This window comes from Pseudonocardia sp. HH130630-07, assembly GCF_001698125.1.
In the GTDB taxonomy this organism is placed as follows: domain Bacteria; phylum Actinomycetota; class Actinomycetes; order Mycobacteriales; family Pseudonocardiaceae; genus Pseudonocardia.
In genome coordinates, this window is the sequence record NZ_CP013854.1 from 2,891,738 (window position 1) to 2,907,638 (window position 15,901).

The following is a 15,901-nucleotide window of genomic DNA, read 5'->3' on the forward strand; positions in this document are numbered from 1 at the left end:
CGGCATGCTGGGCGGATGAACCGACCGAGCCCCCGTCCCGGCCCCGGACTCCAGCTCGCGCTGTGGCTGGCGGCCGCGGCCGGCGCACTCCTGCTGGGGATGACGGCGGTCGGCACGATCGGCAGCGACCTCGGCGGCGGGGGCGAGACCGAGCCGCTGGCCGCGACGGAGATCGAGGCCCGGCTCGCCCGGCACGCGGCCGCCCCCGGCCCCACCCCGCAGCCGGCTCCTCCGCCCCCGCCCGCCCCGCCGTCGGCACGGCCCGACCCGGCGCCGGTGGTGGTGCCCGCGGGCCCGGCGGGCACCGTCCTCGCCCGCTGCGACGGGGACACCCCCGAGGTGGTGTCGGTGAACCCGGCCCAGGGCTTCGAACGCGACGACGACGACGTCCCCGGCCCCGGCACGGTCGGCCTCGACGGGGACGACGTCGACGTCGTCGTCACGCTGAGCTGTGCGAACGGTGTCCCGACGGGTCAGGTCCGGACGATCGCCGAGGACTGAGCGGAGCCTCAACGGAGGTGAGCCGGGCCAGCGCGCTCAGATCGAGGTCCGCTCGATCGTCCTGCGTCGAGGGTTCGAACCAACGGACCCGTATGCCGGCGCGGTCGAACGGGGCTGACGTGAGGTAGCGGCGACCGCCCCGGCCGCACAGGTACGTGCCACAGCGGGTGAGACTGACCAACCGTGCGAGTCGTCCGGACCGGTCCGTGGCGGGACCGGAGAGTGGTGTCAACGAACTGGACCGCACGACGCGGCCGTTCCAGCCGCACACTCGCAGGAGCCCGATCGTCGACAGCTCGGCCACGTCGCGAAGACTGTGGGACGTGCGTACCGCCTCGGCGACGGAGTCGACCGCCTCCTCGACTACCGGCCAGCCCGCCCGGCGGCCGTAGTACTGGCGGGTGAGCAGGGCGATCCGCTTCACCGTCGTGGCACGGTCGACGAGTACCGCGTCCTGGATCAACGTTCGTCTGCCGTGCGGTAGGCGAACGGGTGCCACGAGCCACCGGGGGGTCGATCCGGCGCGGAGCAGCGAACGGTTCTGGTGGTCGCGGCGGCAGAACTGCACGTCGTCGAGAACGACCCAGGTGTCCGCGGCGAGCAGCTTCGTCAGTGTGCGCCAGCGCGGAAACAGGTTCGGCTGGTGAACGGCGCAGACCCGGCCCACCGTCACACGAGCCGCCTCGTGAACCCGCGTTCCACGAGGCGCGCGTAGGCCTGCTCGACGTCGGTAGGTACGTGCTGCGGCGTGGCGAATCCCTGCGCCGGGTAGTCGAGCACCCGTTGCAGGTCGCCCACCAGCATGTCGACGACCAGCCGATCGTCGCCGATGTCCGCCGAGTACGCGTCGAACGACAACGGCGCGGACACACAGCGCACGCCGAGATCCGGCCAGACCTTCTCGGCTGTGGCGAACGCACGGCGTTGCATGTACGGCTTGCACACGAGCAATGCCGAGCGGGGACGGAACCCGGCCGCCGTGAGTACCTCGCGGGTCAGGGAGATGTTCGCGCCGGTGTTCGTTGCCTCCGGTTCAACGAGGATCGAGCTGTGCGGGACGCCGAGTTCGACCGCGCGCTCCCGGTAGTGGATCGCCTCGCCGCGCGGGAAGCGATCCTTCGTGGTTGCGCTCGTCGCTCCGGTGAACACGATCAACGGCACGTGACCCTGCAGATAGAGCTGCGCGGCGTACGACGCCACTCCGAGGTCGTGACTCCCGAGACCGATCGCGACGTCGGCCGCCCGGACGTCGTGGCCCATCTGGTGGTAGTGCCAGAGGCGTTGGGCGTCGTCGCGGTCGTGAGGGGTGACGGTCACCGTGTCGGACATGTGCGGAAGCTCCTCGGGGGCGAGACGGCATCGGGGTTCGGCGCGCCGTCGGATCGCAGCGATGCTGGTGACCTGGTGCCGCAGATCGTGCGTCACGGCCAGATCGTGTGCCCGGTCGAGCACGGTGAAGCCCTCAGGCCTCGTCGCCGGGTCGCTGAGCAGGATGTGCGCGCGTGCCGTGCCCAGTCGGACGGTCTGCATCGGGGATCCGTCGATCCTGTTCTGTTCCGCTACGTCGATGAAGTGAAGCGCCGGGTGCAGCGCGCCCAGCGCGCGGTGCGCGAGAGCCAGCTTCTGCTGTGTCACGGACCAGTCACCGGCTTCGCCGAGTTCCTCGAACCGACGACCGGCGGCCGTCATGGCCTCGATCGCCCGGTGCAGCGCGTCGGGTCGGTTCACCTTACTCAGCGCTGTTCCGACCCACAGGAGCGCGAGGGCCCGGTCCCGGGTGTTCAGCCGTTCGTCGCGGGCCAGCATCTCGTACAGACGTGCCGCTGTTTCCACTTCACCGGCCATCTCGCGGAGCACGACGAGCGCGAGATCGGTCTGCGCGGTCCGGATATCGATCCCGAGCCCCGTGAACTCCGCGCGAGCGGCGGTGAACGTCGTTTCCGCCGCTCCTGGGCCGCGCAGCCACCCTCGGTCCCGCCGGACGCAGCCCTGGAGAACGAGTGAGCGGGCGTACAGGTATCCGCCCCGATCGTCGAGGTCGCTGCGCCGGAACCGAACGAACCACCGATCGATCAGCGTCTGCGCTCCCCCGAAATCCTGGCGGCTGAGTGCGATCGACGCTCGTTCGAGGTCGTCGGTCCATGTCTCGTACTCCCACGTCTGTGGTGGGAGAGCTTGCGTCGTCGTGGTGCGAGTCGACCGGCAGCACAACTCGAATCTCCGTTGTGCTCCGGCATCCGCGCAGGAGAGGACCGCGTCGAGCATCGCCTGGGAATCCGGGCGCGGAAACGTCGTGGCTCCTCCCGATTCCCACTTCGAGACGGTTCGCGGTGCGATCCCGAGGTGGGCGGCGAAACCACGCACGCTGAAGCGCAATGCCGTCCGCAGGGCGCGGGCCTCTGCACCGGACCAGCGTCGTACCGTGGCCACGATCCACTCCCGGGGCGAGTCGTCGATCCCGTTCTCCCGACCACCGTTGCAGCTCGCGGAGCCGTGGGTCGTCGGAAGTGCGACAACAGTTCCACAGCAGGACGTCCTGTACCCAGCCTGGTGGGCCACAGGATCGTCGTCGTGACGAATTCTCACTGCGCAGGGTGGATCCGGTCTGCGACATCTCATCACGGGGTTCCGATCCGACCCCGACACGTCGGTGGAGCCGTCCGCCGGACTGCACGGGACCGTGCGGTCCAGCGACGCATCTCCCGGATGACCATACGAGAACGCTTGAGCCTGGGGAGGGTTCGCTGCAGGTCGTGGCGGTACGTAGGCCGCTATCACGCCCGACGTCTGGCTGGCTGTCTGGCGCTGGTTTTCACGCCACTCTCGAGCCTTCAAGTAGCTTTCGACTAGATCAGCCCGGTGGTCCGGAGGCCGCTCATCCCCCCGCGAACGGCGGCAGCACGTCCAGCGCCGCGGCCCCGCTCACCGGCACCCCCCGGTCCCGCACGGCGACCTCGTCGAGCAGGAAGCTGCACCGCTGCAGCACCCGGCCCAGATCCGGGCCGTGTGCCTCGGCCAGCGCCGCGACGGCGTCCGCCACCGTCGCCGCCTCGGGCAGCTCGATCTTCTCCTCGGTCGTCCCGGCGGCGGCGCGGGCCGCGGCGAAGTACCGCACGAGCAGCCCGGTGGTCGGGGCGCTGGTCGGAGTGCTGGTCTCGGTGCTGGTCATCGTCATCCTCCGATGGCGCTCATCGGGCGCGCGGGCTGCAGGAATCCGGGGTCGTCGATGCCGTGGCCGGCCTTCTTGCCCCACATGGCGTCGCGCCAGGTGCCGGCGATCTCGGCGTCGGTCGCCCCGCCGCGGAGCATCGCCCGCAGGTCGGTCTCTCCGGTGGCGAACAGGCAGGTGCGGACCTGGCCGTCGGCGGTGAGCCGGGTCCGGTCGCAGGAGCCGCAGAACGGCCGGGTGACCGACGCGATCACCCCGACGACGTCCGGGCCGCCGTCGACCTCGAACTTCTCGGCCGGGGCGCCGCCCCGGGCCTCGCCGGACGGGGTGAGGGTGAAGCGCTCGCCGAGGCGCTCCAGGATCTCGTCGGCGGTGATCATCTCCGACCGGCGCCAGCCGTGCTGGGCGTCCAGCGGCATCTGCTCGATGAACCGCAGCTGGTAGCCGTGCTCCAGGGCGAAGGCGAGGAGGTCGGGGGCCTCGTCGTCGTTCACCCCGCGCAGCAGCACGGTGTTGATCTTCACCGGGCGCATGCCGGCGGCGTGTGCCGCGGCCAGGCCGTCCAGCACGTCGGACAGCCGGTCCCGGCGGGTGATCTCGGCGAAGCGCTCCGGGCGCAGCGTGTCCAGCGAGACGTTCAGCCGGTCGACGCCGGCCGCGGCCAGTGCCCCGGCCCTCCGCGCCAGGCCGATGCCGTTCGTCGTCAGGGAGACGTCCGGGCGCGGGCGCAGGGCCGACGCCGCGGTCAGCACGTCCTCCAGGCCCTTGCGCAGCAGCGGCTCGCCGCCGGTGAAGCGCAGCTCCTCGACGCCCAGCTCGCGCACGGCGAGCGCGATCAGGCGGTTCAGCTCGTCGTCGGTCAGCTGTTCCGACCGCGGCATCCAGTCCAAGCCCTCGGCCGGCATGCAGTAGGTGCAGCGCAGGTTGCAGCGGTCGGTCAGCGAGATCCGCAGATCGGTCGCCACCCGGCCGAAGCCGTCGACCAGCCGCGGGTCGGCGGGCCGGGCGGGATCGGACGCCGGGCCGCCGCGCAGGGCGGGGAGGCCGAGCTCGGTGGTCATGGACCCGAGGCTAACCGCGCTCCGCCCGCCCGGCCCAGTCAGGGTTTCCCCAGCTCACGGCGTGATCCGCAGCCGCGGAACCGGCGCTCGTGGCGTGGTCGCAGATGCGGAACTAGTCACGGTGTGACTAGACCGTATGGAGGCCGGCGCCTCCGCTCGTAAGTTGGCGCGGGTCGCCGTCGTTGGGTGACGGTGCCGCATTTACGGGGAGGCGCCGGTGTCGGGCGAGGGTACGTGGGTCGGGTTGGACGTCCATGCGCGATCAGTGATCGGTTGCGCGATCGAGGAGAGTGCAGCTGAGATCCGGACGCAGCGGATCGGGGCGCGGACTGAGCAGATCGTGGAGTGGGTGCGTGCGCAGCCCGGTCCGGTGATGGCCTGCTACGAGGCCGGCCCGACCGGATTCGGGCTGGCGCGGGCGCTGCGGGCCGCGGGTGTGGCCTGCGAGGTCGTGGCGCCGTCGAAGATCGAGCGACCGTCCGGGGACAAGGTCAAGACCGACCGGCGCGACGCGGAGCGGCTGGCGCGGTTGCTGCGGATCGGTGAGGTCCCCGGGGTGCGGGTCCCGACCGAGGCCGAAGAAGCCGCCCGGGACCTGGTCCGGGCTCGCGAGGACTGCCGCAGCGACCTGATGCGGGCCCGCCACCGTCTCTCCAAGCTGCTGCTGCGCCAGGGCCTGGTCTGGGACAACACCGCCTGGACCGCCGCGCACGAGGTCTGGCTGCGCAGTCACCACTTCGACCGGCGCGGTGTCCAGCTCGCCTTCGACGAGGCCCTGGATGCGGTGTTCACCGTCCATGCCCGCCGGGCTCGGCTCGACGCTGCGATCGTCGAGATGGCCGCCAGCGACCCGGTGTTGGCCGGGCCGGTCGGGCGGCTGTCGTGTCTGCGGGGCGTCTCGACGCTGACCGCGACCGGGCTGTGCGTCGAGGTCGCCGACTGGCACCGGTTCACCGGCGCCACCATCGGCTCCTACCTCGGGCTGGTGCCCTCGGAGTTCTCCTCCGGGTCGCGGCGGGTCCAGGGCGGGATCACCAAGACCGGTAACTCGCATGCCCGGCGGCTGCTGGTCGAAGCGGCCTGGCACCACCGCCGCCCGCTGCGCCCGAGCCGGGAACGGGCCCGACGCGCCGATGGGCAACCCGCCGTGGTCCGCGACCGCGCCGACGCCGGGAACCGGCGCCTGCACCAGCGCTGGACCCGCTTGGACCACCGCAACAAGCGACCGACCGTGGCTGTCGTCGCGGTCGCCCGCGAGCTCGCCGGCTGGTGCTGGAGCCTGGCCACCCTCGAGGAAACGGCCGCAGCGAGAACCGGCTGAGCCTCTGGCTCGGCCGCCACAGACCCCGGCGGGAGTCGGGAGAGGATGCAGGCAGCGCGAGGAGCGACCCGCGATACAGCTATGAGCAGCTCAGCCCCGATCAGCTCGGGACGAGGCGACGCTCGCCCCTAGACTCGCGGAACGCTCCCGACGAACACCCGGTCATGCGGTGACCAACCCGCGTATATCAGTCTGACCGCGCGTCGAGCCGACACGCCTCCACCCACCCGGCCCCGTCGGGCCCACAACCGCCCTGAGCAGCCCCGATACCAGATATCGAGGGGCCGATCACCCCTGCCCACTTGACAGAAGTGACCTCCATATCAGCTGAACGGTCAGTGTGTTCGAGTGCGAGGTCAGCGGGGCTTCAGCTCCTGGCGGGCCACCGAGCGGACGTGCACCTCGTCCGGGCCGTCGGCGAAGCGCAGCGCGCGGGCCCAGGCGTAGAAGTAGGCCAGCGGGGTGTCGTCGCTCATCGCGGCGCCGCCGTGCACCTGCATCGCCCGGTCGATCACCGCGCACGCCATCCGCGGCACCACGACCTTGATCGCGGCGATCTCGGTCGCCGCGCCCTTGGCGCCGTGGTTGTCGATCAGCCAGGCCGTCTTCAGGGTGAGCAGCCTGGCCTGCTCGATCTCCATCCGGGACAGCGCGATCTGCTCCCGCACGACGCCCTGGTCGGCCAGCGGCCCGCCGAACGCGACCCGGGTGCGCGCCCGGTCGACCAGCAGCGACAGCGCCCGCTCGGCCATCCCGATCAGCCGCATGCAGTGGTGGATACGGCCGGGGCCGAGCCGGGCCTGGGCGATGGCGAAGCCGCCGCCCTCCTCGCCCAGCAGGTTCGACGCCGGCACCCGGACCCCGTCGAGCCGCAGCTCGGAGTGGCCGTGCTGGTCCTGGTAGCCGAACGTCGGCAGGTGCCGCACGATCTCCAGGCCGGGGGTGTCGCGCGGGACGAGGACCATCGACTGCTGCCGGTGGGTCGAGGCGTCCGGATCGGTCTTGCCCATGAGGATGAAGATCCGGCAGCGCTCGTCGGCGGCGCCGGAGATCCACCACTTGCGGCCGTCGATCACGTAGTCGTCGCCGTCGCGGCGGATCCGGGTCTCGATGTTGGTGGCGTCGGAGGACGCGACGTCCGGCTCGGTCATCGCGAACGCGGAGCGGATCTCACCGGCCAGCAGCGGGTCCAGCCACTCGCGCTGCTGGTCCGGGGTGCCGAACAGGTGCAGGGTCTCCATGTTCCCGGTGTCCGGGGCCTGGCAGTTGATCGCCTCCGGGGCGATCACCGGCGACCACCCGGACACCTCGGCCACCGGGGCGTAGTCCAGGTTGGACAGGCCGGACAGTGCGGGCAGGAACAGGTTCCACAGGCCGCGCTCGCGGGCCCGCTCCTTCAGCGACTCGACGACCGGCGGGAGGTCCCACTCCTGCGGCGTCCCCCGGCGCTGCGCGCGGAAGGCGTCGTACTCCGCCTCGGCCGGGAGGACCTCCTCGTCGAGGAAGGCGCGCATGCGCGCGGTGTAGTCGGCCGCCACGTCACCGGGTGCGAAGTCCACGACGCGATGAGAACACACCCCGGCCGCCCGTGGCGGTTCCCGCGGGCGCCGGGCCCGCGCGAACCTGCGCGTTCCGCCGCCGTGCCGCTCCGCAGCGGCGGGTCCTAGTATCCGGTCCGTGCCGCACTTCAGGATCTCCGAGGCAGCCCGCCTGCTCGGCGTCAGCGACGACACCGTCCGGCGGTGGGTGGACGCGGGGACGCTGCCGGTGCGCAACGACGCCTCCAACCGCAAGGTGATCGACGGCGCCGCGCTCGCCGAGTTCGCCCGGGAGCACGCGACCGCGCCGCCGGACCCGTCGGTGGTCCAGCGCTCGGCCCGCAACCGGATGGTCGGGCTGGTCACCTCGGTCATCGCCGACACCGTGATGGCCCAGGTCGAGCTGCAGTGCGGCCCGCACCGGGTGGTCTCGCTGATGAGCAGCGAGGCCGTCCGCGACCTCGGCCTCGAACCGGGTGCGCTCGCCGTGGCGGTGATCAAGTCGACGAACGTCGTGGTGGAGACACCCGGCGGCCACCTGTGACGGTCGCGGCCGGTCCCCGCGCCCGGCGCCGGGCCGGTGCCGCCGACCGGCACGGCACCGGCGTGGGACTGCCGGCCTGGATGTGGGTGCCGGCCGGCGTCGGGTTCCTGCTCATCGCGCTGCCGGTGGCCGGGCTGCTGTGGGAGGCCGACTGGGCGTCGATGCCGACGCTGCTCACCAGCGAGGCCGCGCTGTCGGCGCTGCGGCTGTCGCTGCTGACGGCCGCGATCTCGACGACGCTGTGCCTGCTGCTCGGCGGGCCGCTGGCCGTCGTGCTCGCCAGGGGGCGGATCAACCGGATCCCCCGGCTGATGCGGGCGATCCGCTCGGTCGTGCTGCTCCCGCTGGTGCTGCCGCCGGTCGTCGGCGGGCTGTCGCTGCTGTTCCTGCTCGGCGCGAACGGGTTGCTCGGGGCTGGGCTGGACGCCGCGTTCGGGATCTTCGTGCCGTTCTCGACGGTCGCGGTCGTGCTGGCCCAGACGTTCGTCGCGATGCCGTTCCTGATCGTCTCCCTGGAGGGCGCGCTGCGGACGGCGGGGGAGCGCTACGAGGCGACCGCCGCGACCCTCGGCGCGTCCCCCGGGCTGGCCTTCCGCCGGGTCACGGTGCCGCTGGTGCTGCCCGGCCTGGCGTCCGGCCTGGTGCTCGCGTTCGCCCGGTGCATGGGCGAGTTCGGCGCGACGATCGCGTTCGCCGGCAGCCTGGAGGGCGTCACCCGGACCCTGCCGCTGCTGGTCTACCTGCAGGGCGAGACCGACGTCGCGGGGGCGGTCGCGCTGTCGCTGCTGCTCGTGGTGGTGTCGCTGGTGGTCATCGTCGTGGGCCGGCCGCGCGGTCTGGACGGCCGCGGATGAGCGGCGTCGAGCTCGCGGCGCGGCTGGACCGGGACGGGTTCGCGCTGGACCTGGAGCTGTCGGTCGCCGAGGGCGAGGTCGTCGCCGTGCTCGGGCCGAACGGCGCCGGGAAGTCGACGCTGCTCGGGATCGTCTCCGGCCTGCTCCGGCCGGACACCGGGCACCTGCGGGTGGCCGGGCGCACCCTGCTCGACGTCGGCGGTGCGAGCGGGGTGTTCGTGCCCCCGCACCGGCGCGGTGTCGGCCTGCTCGCCCAGGAGCCGCTGCTGTTCCCGCACCTGTCGGCGCTGGCCAACGTGGCGTTCGGGCCGCGGGCCCAGGGCACCGGCCGGGCGGGGGCCGAGGAGCGGGCCCGCGGGCTGCTCGACGACGTCGGTGTCGGCGCGCTGGCCACCCGGCGGCCGGCGCAGCTCTCCGGCGGGCAGCAGCAGCGGGTCGCACTGGCCAGGGCGCTCGCCCCCCGCCCCGGTCTGCTGCTGCTCGACGAGCCGCTCGCCGCGCTCGACGTCGACGCCACCCCGGCGATGCGCACCCTGCTCCGCCGGGTGATCGCCGACGCGAAGCAGACGGCCCTGCTGGTCACCCACGACGCCCTGGACGCGCTGGTGCTGGCAGACCGGGTGGTCGTCCTGGACCGGGGGCGGATCGTCGAGCAGGGTCCGGCGCGCGACGTCCTGGCCCGGCCGCGCAGCGCGTTCTCGGCCCGGATCGCCGGGCTCGACCTCGTGCCGGGCACCGCGGACGGCCCCGGCATCCGGACCGCCGACGGCACCGGGTTCCACGGCACGGCGGTCGAGGTGGAGCAGGGCGAGCCCGCGGTGGCGGTGTTCCCGCCGTCCGCGGTCTCGGTGCACACCACGGCGCCCGGGGGCAGCCCGCGCAACGTGGTCCGGGTCCGGGTCGCGGCCCTGGAACCGCGCAGCGACACGGTCCGGCTGCGGGCGGCCGCCCCGCCGGGGGGACCGGACTGGGTGAACGGGCTGGCCGCCGACGTCACCCCGGCGGCGGTCGCCGATCTCGGCGTCGAACCGGGCCACGACGTGTGGTTCGCCGTGAAGGCGACCGAGGTGGCGGTGCACGGACGCCAGGGCTGACCGGGCGTCACAGGAGCACCGGGGTTCACCCTGGACACCATCGTGTCTCTCGCATCTGGCGTCACTTCCGCATAGCGTCGCTATCCGTGAGCATTGTGCGCCATCGAACCGCCCTGACGGTCACCGCTGGTGTTCTCGCGGTCGCTCTCTGTGGATTCGCCGCCCCGCACGCCGTGGCGGCCGAGACCGGGCCCGCGGCACCGGCGGTCCCGGCCGCGCCCGCGGCCCCCGCCGGGTACCTCGTGCAGACGGCGTCGGCCGGGCAGACCCGGGCGGCGGCCGAGTCCGTCGGCGTCGCGCCGCGGGTCACCTTCGACTCGGTGCTGCACGGGTTCGCCGCCGAGCTGAGCCCGGACCAGGCCGCCCGGCTGCGCGACCGGCCGGGCGTCGTCGGGGTGGAGGAGGACCGGACGGTCACCGCCGTCGGTCCGCTCGGCACCCACCAGGACGCACCGGCGGACCCGGCGCAGCCGGGGCAGGCCGAGCAGCAGGGGCCCGGCAACTGGGGGCTGGACCGGATCGACCAGCCGGACCTGCCGCTCGACGACCGCTACCGGCACACCGCGGACGGGTCCGGTGTGGACGTCTACGTGCTCGACACCGGGGTGGACACCGAGCACCCGCAGTTCGGCGGCCGGGCCACGTTCGGGACCAACACCATCGACGACCGGGACGAGGACTGCGACGGGCACGGCACCGTGGTCGCCGGGATCGCCGCGGCGCAGGACTACGGCGTCGCGCCCGGTGCGGCCGTCCGGGCGGTCAAGGTGCTCGACTGCAACGGCACCGGCACGCTGTCCTCGCTGCTCGCCGGGCTGGACTGGGTGGTGCAGAACAAGCGCGGCCCGTCGGTCGCCGTCACCTCCTGGAGCTACGGCGACTCCCCGATGCTCAAGCAGGCCGTGGACCGGATGGTCGGGGCCGGGGTGTTCACCGCGGCGTCGGCCGGCAACACCGGCGGCGACGACTGCACCGCGCTGCCCCGGGCCGTCGGCGGGGTGCTGGTCGTGGCCAACTCCACCATCGACGACCGCCGGGCCTCGAACTCCTCGACCGGCCGCTGCGTCGCGCTCTACGCCCCGGGTTCGCGGATCGTGGCCCCCGTCCCCGGTGGTGGCACCGCGTCCTACAGCGGGACGTCGATGGCGGCGCCGTTCGCCGCCGGGGTCGCCGCGCTCTACAAGCAGGCCCGCGGGGACCAGCCGTCCGGCACGGTCCGCTCCTGGCTGATCGACAACGCGGCCCGCGACAAGATCGCCGACGGCGGCACCGGCGGCACCCCCAACCTGCTCCTGCAGACCGCGGGCCTCTGATCCCGGACCGGGGCGATAGCGTCCGGCCCATGCCCGGTGCCACGCTGGACGATCTCGTCGCCCGCTACCTCGTGCCCGGGACGCCGCAGAGCCCGACGTTCCGCGAGGACACCGAGTGGACCCCGGTGATCGACGGCGTCGGCTACTTCGCCCAGCTGTGCGCGCTGTTCGACCGGGCCGGCCCCGGCGACTCGGTGCTGATCACCGGGCTGAACCTCGAGCCGGACATGGACCTCACCGGCCTCGAACCGGGGGACGAGGGCTACGAGCCGCTCGCGGACCGGCTCGCCCGGCTCGTGGGGGCCGGGGTGGACGTGCGCGTCCTGCTCACCGCGGCGCTGTTCTCCGGCTCGGTGCCCGGCGTCGCGATCGGGCCGTTCCGGGCGAACGCGTTCGCCGCGCTGGAGCTGCGCAGCCGTCCGGCCCTGCGCGACCGGGTGCTGCTGGACTGGTCCGGCTCCGGGATCGGCTGCCACCACCAGAAGGTGGTGGCGGTGCACACCGGTGGCGAGCTGACCGCCTTCGTCGGCGGGCTGGACCTGTCGGCCAACCGGTTCGACGCCGAGCCGCACGACCGGCTCTCGATCGGCGAGGAGCGGTGGGGCTGGCACGACGGCGCGGTCCGGCTGCGCGGCCCGGCCGCGGCCCGGGTGTGGGACCTCTACGCGGCCCGCTGGACCGAGGCGGCCACGCTGCCGTCGCGGCGGTTCATGGTGCGCCCGGCGGACTGGGAGCCGATGAACCCCGGAGCCGGTGTCGCGCGTCGTCGGACCGGCCCCGCCGGCGCCGCCGCGCCCGGCCCCGGGCACCGCGGTGCAGGTCCTGCGCTCGCTGCGGCCGTGGAAGATCGACCACTTCGGGATGCTCTACCGCAGGCACTGGACGGTGCAGCCGCGGTACGGCGTCCAGGAGGTCTACCACGCGCTGGCCACCGCGATCCGGGCCGCGCGGCACTACGTCTACCTGGAGGACCAGTACTTCTTCGAGGTGCCGGGCGGACGGCGCGCGTTCCGGCTCTACGGCCTGCTCCGGGACGCCGCGGCCCGCGGGGTGAAGATCGTGCTGGTCTGCTCGGGCCGCCGGGACCCGGTGGACGCCGGGGTCAACAAGTTCCGCCGCCGGGTCACCGGGGACGTGCAGCGCGGCGTCGTCGACCAGCTCGATCCCGCCGACCGCGGCAACGTGATGATGCACCGGATCGAGGACCTCACGGTGCACACGAAGCTCGCCCTGATCGACGACGTGTTCGCCTCGGTCGGGTCGGCGAACTTCTTCTCCCGCTCGATGCGCGGCACCGACACCGAGCTGAGCACCGTGCTCGTCACCACCGGGGACCAGGTCCGGGACCTGCGGGTGCGGCTGTGGGCCGAGCACCTGCGCACCGAGCCGACCGACGAGCTGCGGCCCTCGATCGAGGACCTGGACCTGGCGCTGGGGATCTGGCGCCCGGAGTGGCTGCCGCCGGACGCACCGGCCGGTACCTGGCGGGTGCCGGGCTACCCGGCCGGGTTCGCCCCGGCCGAGCGGGTGCTGGTCCCGGTCGGGCCGTGGCCGGAGCCGTCGCCGAAACCGCTGCAGCGCGCCGCCCGCGGGGCCCGGCGCGGTGCCGCCCGGGTGGCGGAGTCGGGGCGGCGCGCGGGCCGCCGGCTGTCCTCCTGAGCCGTCGCGACCGGCCGCGGGCGGATCAGGCCGGGAACTGCAGGTCGAGCAGCCGCTCGGAGAGTTCCCACAGCCGGTGGGCGTCGTCGGTGCTCTGCAGGGGCCCCCACAGCTTCTGCTCACCGGGGGCACCGCCGACGCCGCCGGGTCCGCCCGGGCCGAAGAACCGCCCGCGCTGGGAGTCGGGGCCGGTGGCGGCGAGCAGCGCCGGCAGTGCGGCGGACTCGACGGTGCCGACCAGCCCGATCCGGGACATCAGCCGGATCATGCGGACCGCCACGGTGTCCCGGCTGCGTCCGAGTCCCGGCTGCGCGGCGAGCAGGTTCGTCGGGGACACGCCGGGGTGGCACAGGGTGCTGGTGATGCCCCACCCGCCCGCGAGGCTGCGGGCGTCGAGTTCCCGGCCGAACAGCCCGGTGGCGATCTTGGACTGGCTGTAGGCCCTGCCGACGTCGTAGCTCGACTCCCAGTTCGGGTCGTCCCAGTTGATCGAGCCGCTGCGGGCCGAGACGCTGGACTGGTTCGTGACCCGGGCCCGCCCCTCCCTCAGCACCGGGAGCAGCCCGTGGGTGAGCGCGACGTGCCCGAGATGGTTGGTGCCGAACTGCACCTCGAAGCCGTCCCGGGTGGTGTGCCGGGCCGGCGGGTTCATCAGGCCGGCGTTGTTCACCAGGATGTGCACCGGCCGGCCCTCGGTCACGACGGTCCCGGCGAACGCGGCGACGGACTCGAGCGAGGCCAGGTCGAGCGGACGGGTGGTGATCGTCGCGCCGGGGACGTGGCCACGGATGCGCCCGACCGCATGCTCACCCTTGGCGGGGTTGCGCACCGGCAGGATCAGCTCGGCCCCGGCCTCCGCGAGCCGCCGGGCGATCACGAACCCGATGCCGTCGCTGGCTCCGGTGACGACGGCGAGCCGCCCGGTGAGGTCGGGCAGGGTGATGTCGATGGTGCGGGGCATCGGGTGGTCTCCCGTCGTCGGGGGTGCGGTCCGGATCGGTGGGTCAGTCGGCGGAGCCGGTCGCCCCGCGCTCGTAGGCGGTCGGATCCCCGCCGGCGGCCGCGCGTTCGCGTTCGGCCGAGATCGTGGCGTCGACGGCGGCCCGCCACCGCTCGGGCGAGCGGCGCCGCCTCGCGCGGGCCTGCCGGAGGCCCGTGACGGCCGGACGCAGCAGGGCGCCGGCGACCGGGGCGGGGCGGATCCGCAGATCCTGGCTCATCGGGGTGCCGTGGATGCGCCGGGTGATGGCGTCGAGCACCGGCCGGGACGCCCGCGCCGGTACCCCGAACATGTCCCGGAGCAGGGCCGAGATCGAGTTCAGCGTCGCGTCGGCGAGCCGGGCGGAGTCGTCGGACACCGGCCCGGTGACGGTCTGCAGCACGTCGTCGACCCGGCGGGCGGCGTCGTTGCCGGTGATCCCCTCGACGAGCCGCGCGTCGATGCCGAGCAGATGGCCGAGGTACCACCAGTAGCGGTACAGGCCGTCCAGTTCACGCCCGGTGAGTCCGAAGCCGAGCAGCTCCTCCGCGGTGTAGGAGGTCAGGGTGAAGTCCATCCAGGTCCGTGCGAGGTCGACCTGGTTGATCGGGACCCCGTCGGCGGCGCTGTCGTACCCGCGGTCGAGAGCGAGCCTGCGCATGTGCGCGTGCAGCATGCGGACCTCGAGCGTGGCGACGTACCCGGGACGGCCGCGGCGCAGGTTGCCGGGGAGCATGGCCAGGGTCAGCCAGGTCCCGGTCTCGGTGAGGCGCCTGTCGGCCCGGTCGACGAGCCGCCCGGTGGTGGAGAGGACCTTCGCGATGGAGGGCGACTCGTACACCCGGACCAGCGCCCCGGCGCTCAGCGAGACGATGTGCACCGGGGCCGGGGAGCTGAAGTAGGGACGGGACAGCTCGTCGAGCAGGTCGTCGTCGACGTAGCCGGGCGGACTCTCGACCGCGGTCAGCAGTGCGGCGAGCGCGGGCGGCGGGTCCGCGAGGGTGGCGAGACCGTCCCGCAGTCCCTGCGCGAGCAGTGGCCGCGCGACCGGCATCCCGATCTCGTGCATCTCGGTGACGACGGCGTCGGCGAGCGGGTCGGCGGTGGTGAGGGCCCACTGCATGAGGTCGGCGCGGCCCTCGCCGAACTGGGCGAGCACGGCGGACCGGCCGGATCGCGCGGTCGGCCAGTGCGCGGTGGTACTCATGGACCCTCCTGGGTCTCGTCCCGGTGGACGTCGGTGATGCCGAAGGCCGCGAAGAGCCGTGCGACGTCCACGCGCACCGTCTCCGTGGGTTCCCCGGCGCCGCGGGCCATCTCGTGCAGGATCAGGCCGGAGAGCGCCCGGGCGAGGGTGCCCGCGTGGTCCGGGGCCGGCAGCAGCGGTGCCAGCAGTCCGGCGAGCTCCTCGACGAACCCGTCGGCGACCGGTCGCAGTCGCGGGTTGTGGACCGCCGCGAGGGTCAGCTGGATGACCCCGTCCGGCGGGAGACGCTCGCCGTAGGGCGCACGGCCCACGATGGCGGTGGCCGCGTCGAGCAGCCCGATCCGGCCCTCGGCCGCCGCCCGGCCCATCCGGCGCATGTCGGCGATCGTGCGGGTGCTGGTCAGCTCGAAGGCGGCGACGAGCAGGTCCTCGGCGGTGCGGAAGTGGTAGGTCGTGGAGGCGAGCGACGTCCCGGCCCTGGCCGCCACCGCGCGCTGGGTCACGGCGGCGACGCCGTCGGTGCAGATGATCTCGACGGCAGCGTCCAGCAGGGCGGCACGGGTCCGTGCGCTGCGATGACGGCGTCCGTCCACAATTCGTACTGTAGTACAGAATTATCGGCCGCCGCTGTCGCGCGGTCCGGGACCACCGGTTCGTGGCA

Annotated in this window: 16 protein-coding genes; 7 read left to right on the plus strand and 9 right to left on the minus strand. The window is 73.5% G+C overall.

The window, feature by feature from the left end; genetic code table 11:
- Positions 1 to 15 precede the first annotated feature (15 nt).
- A complete protein-coding gene (locus AFB00_RS13995) occupies positions 16 to 501 on the plus strand; it encodes a hypothetical protein (protein ID WP_068797600.1) in 486 nt (161 codons plus the stop codon).
- On the opposite strand, the gene AFB00_RS31870 is transcribed toward AFB00_RS13995, so the two are convergent.
- From AFB00_RS31870 to moaA, 4 genes are all read right to left on the minus strand, one after another.
- Positions 440 to 1,174: a WbqC family protein gene (locus AFB00_RS31870; RefSeq protein WP_197519849.1), complete on the minus strand. Its 735-nt coding sequence runs from the start codon at positions 1,172 to 1,174 to the stop codon at positions 440 to 442. The two genes, AFB00_RS13995 and AFB00_RS31870, sit on opposite strands and share 62 nt — an antisense overlap.
- Complete coding sequence (locus AFB00_RS35815; protein ID WP_335726572.1) at positions 1,171 to 2,931, minus strand: ElyC/SanA/YdcF family protein; 1,761 nt, start codon at positions 2,929 to 2,931, stop codon at positions 1,171 to 1,173. Before AFB00_RS35815 ends, AFB00_RS31870 begins: the two co-directional genes overlap by 4 nt.
- Before the next feature lie 445 nt (positions 2,932 to 3,376).
- A complete protein-coding gene (locus AFB00_RS14005; RefSeq protein ID WP_068797601.1) occupies positions 3,377 to 3,676 on the minus strand; it encodes a MoaD/ThiS family protein in 300 nt (99 codons plus the stop codon).
- Positions 3,673 to 4,731 carry a GTP 3',8-cyclase MoaA gene (gene moaA, locus AFB00_RS14010; protein ID WP_068797602.1) on the minus strand — a complete coding sequence of 353 codons (1,059 nt, stop codon included), beginning with the start codon at positions 4,729 to 4,731 and terminating at the stop codon, positions 3,673 to 3,675. The genes AFB00_RS14005 and moaA overlap by 4 nt, the downstream gene beginning before the upstream one ends.
- A 265-nt stretch (positions 4,732 to 4,996) precedes the next feature.
- On the opposite strand from moaA, the gene AFB00_RS14015 reads away from it, so the two are divergent.
- Positions 4,997 to 6,052 (plus strand): IS110 family transposase, encoded by a 1,056-nt coding sequence (locus tag AFB00_RS14015; protein WP_231973946.1) that lies wholly within the window; start codon positions 4,997 to 4,999, stop codon positions 6,050 to 6,052.
- 356 nt (positions 6,053 to 6,408) lie between these two features.
- On the opposite strand, the gene AFB00_RS14020 is transcribed toward AFB00_RS14015, so the two are convergent.
- Positions 6,409 to 7,611, minus strand: a complete 1,203-nt coding sequence (locus AFB00_RS14020) for an acyl-CoA dehydrogenase family protein (protein WP_068797604.1) — start codon at positions 7,609 to 7,611, stop codon at positions 6,409 to 6,411.
- Between the two features lie 118 nt (positions 7,612 to 7,729).
- On the opposite strand from AFB00_RS14020, the gene AFB00_RS14025 reads away from it, so the two are divergent.
- The 4 genes from AFB00_RS14025 to AFB00_RS14040 all read left to right on the plus strand — a co-directional run bounded on the left by AFB00_RS14025 (position 7,730) and on the right by AFB00_RS14040 (position 11,395).
- Complete coding sequence (locus AFB00_RS14025; RefSeq protein ID WP_068797605.1) at positions 7,730 to 8,134, plus strand: TOBE domain-containing protein; 405 nt, start codon at positions 7,730 to 7,732, stop codon at positions 8,132 to 8,134.
- Positions 8,135 to 8,214: 80 nt separating this feature from the next.
- Complete coding sequence (locus tag AFB00_RS14030; protein ID WP_068800302.1) at positions 8,215 to 8,988, plus strand: ABC transporter permease; 774 nt, start codon at positions 8,215 to 8,217, stop codon at positions 8,986 to 8,988.
- Positions 8,985 to 10,082: a sulfate/molybdate ABC transporter ATP-binding protein gene (locus AFB00_RS14035; RefSeq protein WP_068797606.1), complete on the plus strand. Its 1,098-nt coding sequence runs from the start codon at positions 8,985 to 8,987 to the stop codon at positions 10,080 to 10,082. The genes AFB00_RS14030 and AFB00_RS14035 overlap by 4 nt, the downstream gene beginning before the upstream one ends.
- 86 nt (positions 10,083 to 10,168) lie before the next feature.
- Complete coding sequence (locus AFB00_RS14040) at positions 10,169 to 11,395, plus strand: S8 family peptidase (RefSeq protein ID WP_068797607.1); 1,227 nt, start codon at positions 10,169 to 10,171, stop codon at positions 11,393 to 11,395.
- Positions 11,396 to 11,657: 262 nt separating this feature from the next.
- Here the strand turns inward: AFB00_RS14040 and AFB00_RS33235 are convergent, their stop codons facing one another.
- Entirely contained in the window at positions 11,658 to 11,897 is a 240-nt protein-coding gene (locus AFB00_RS33235; RefSeq protein WP_068797608.1) for a hypothetical protein, read from the minus strand.
- Between the two features lie 251 nt (positions 11,898 to 12,148).
- Here AFB00_RS33235 and AFB00_RS33240 point away from each other — a divergent pair, with 251 nt between their 5' ends.
- A complete protein-coding gene (locus tag AFB00_RS33240) occupies positions 12,149 to 13,054 on the plus strand; it encodes a phospholipase D-like domain-containing protein (protein WP_068797609.1) in 906 nt (301 codons plus the stop codon).
- A gap of 25 nt (positions 13,055 to 13,079) precedes the next feature.
- Here the strand turns inward: AFB00_RS33240 and AFB00_RS14055 are convergent, their stop codons facing one another.
- From AFB00_RS14055 to AFB00_RS31885, 3 genes are read right to left on the minus strand one after another with little or no spacing between them, the layout of a single operon-like run.
- The gene (locus tag AFB00_RS14055) at positions 13,080 to 14,015 is read right to left on the minus strand and encodes an SDR family oxidoreductase (protein ID WP_068797610.1); all 936 of its coding nucleotides are present in this window, start codon (positions 14,013 to 14,015) and stop codon (positions 13,080 to 13,082) included.
- 43 nt (positions 14,016 to 14,058) lie between these two features.
- Positions 14,059 to 15,240 carry an oxygenase MpaB family protein gene (locus AFB00_RS14060; RefSeq protein ID WP_068797611.1) on the minus strand — a complete coding sequence of 394 codons (1,182 nt, stop codon included), beginning with the start codon at positions 15,238 to 15,240 and terminating at the stop codon, positions 14,059 to 14,061.
- Positions 15,237 to 15,833 (minus strand): TetR/AcrR family transcriptional regulator, encoded by a 597-nt coding sequence (locus AFB00_RS31885; protein WP_197519851.1) that lies wholly within the window; start codon positions 15,831 to 15,833, stop codon positions 15,237 to 15,239. The genes AFB00_RS14060 and AFB00_RS31885 overlap by 4 nt, the downstream gene beginning before the upstream one ends.
- Positions 15,834 to 15,901 lie beyond the last annotated feature (68 nt).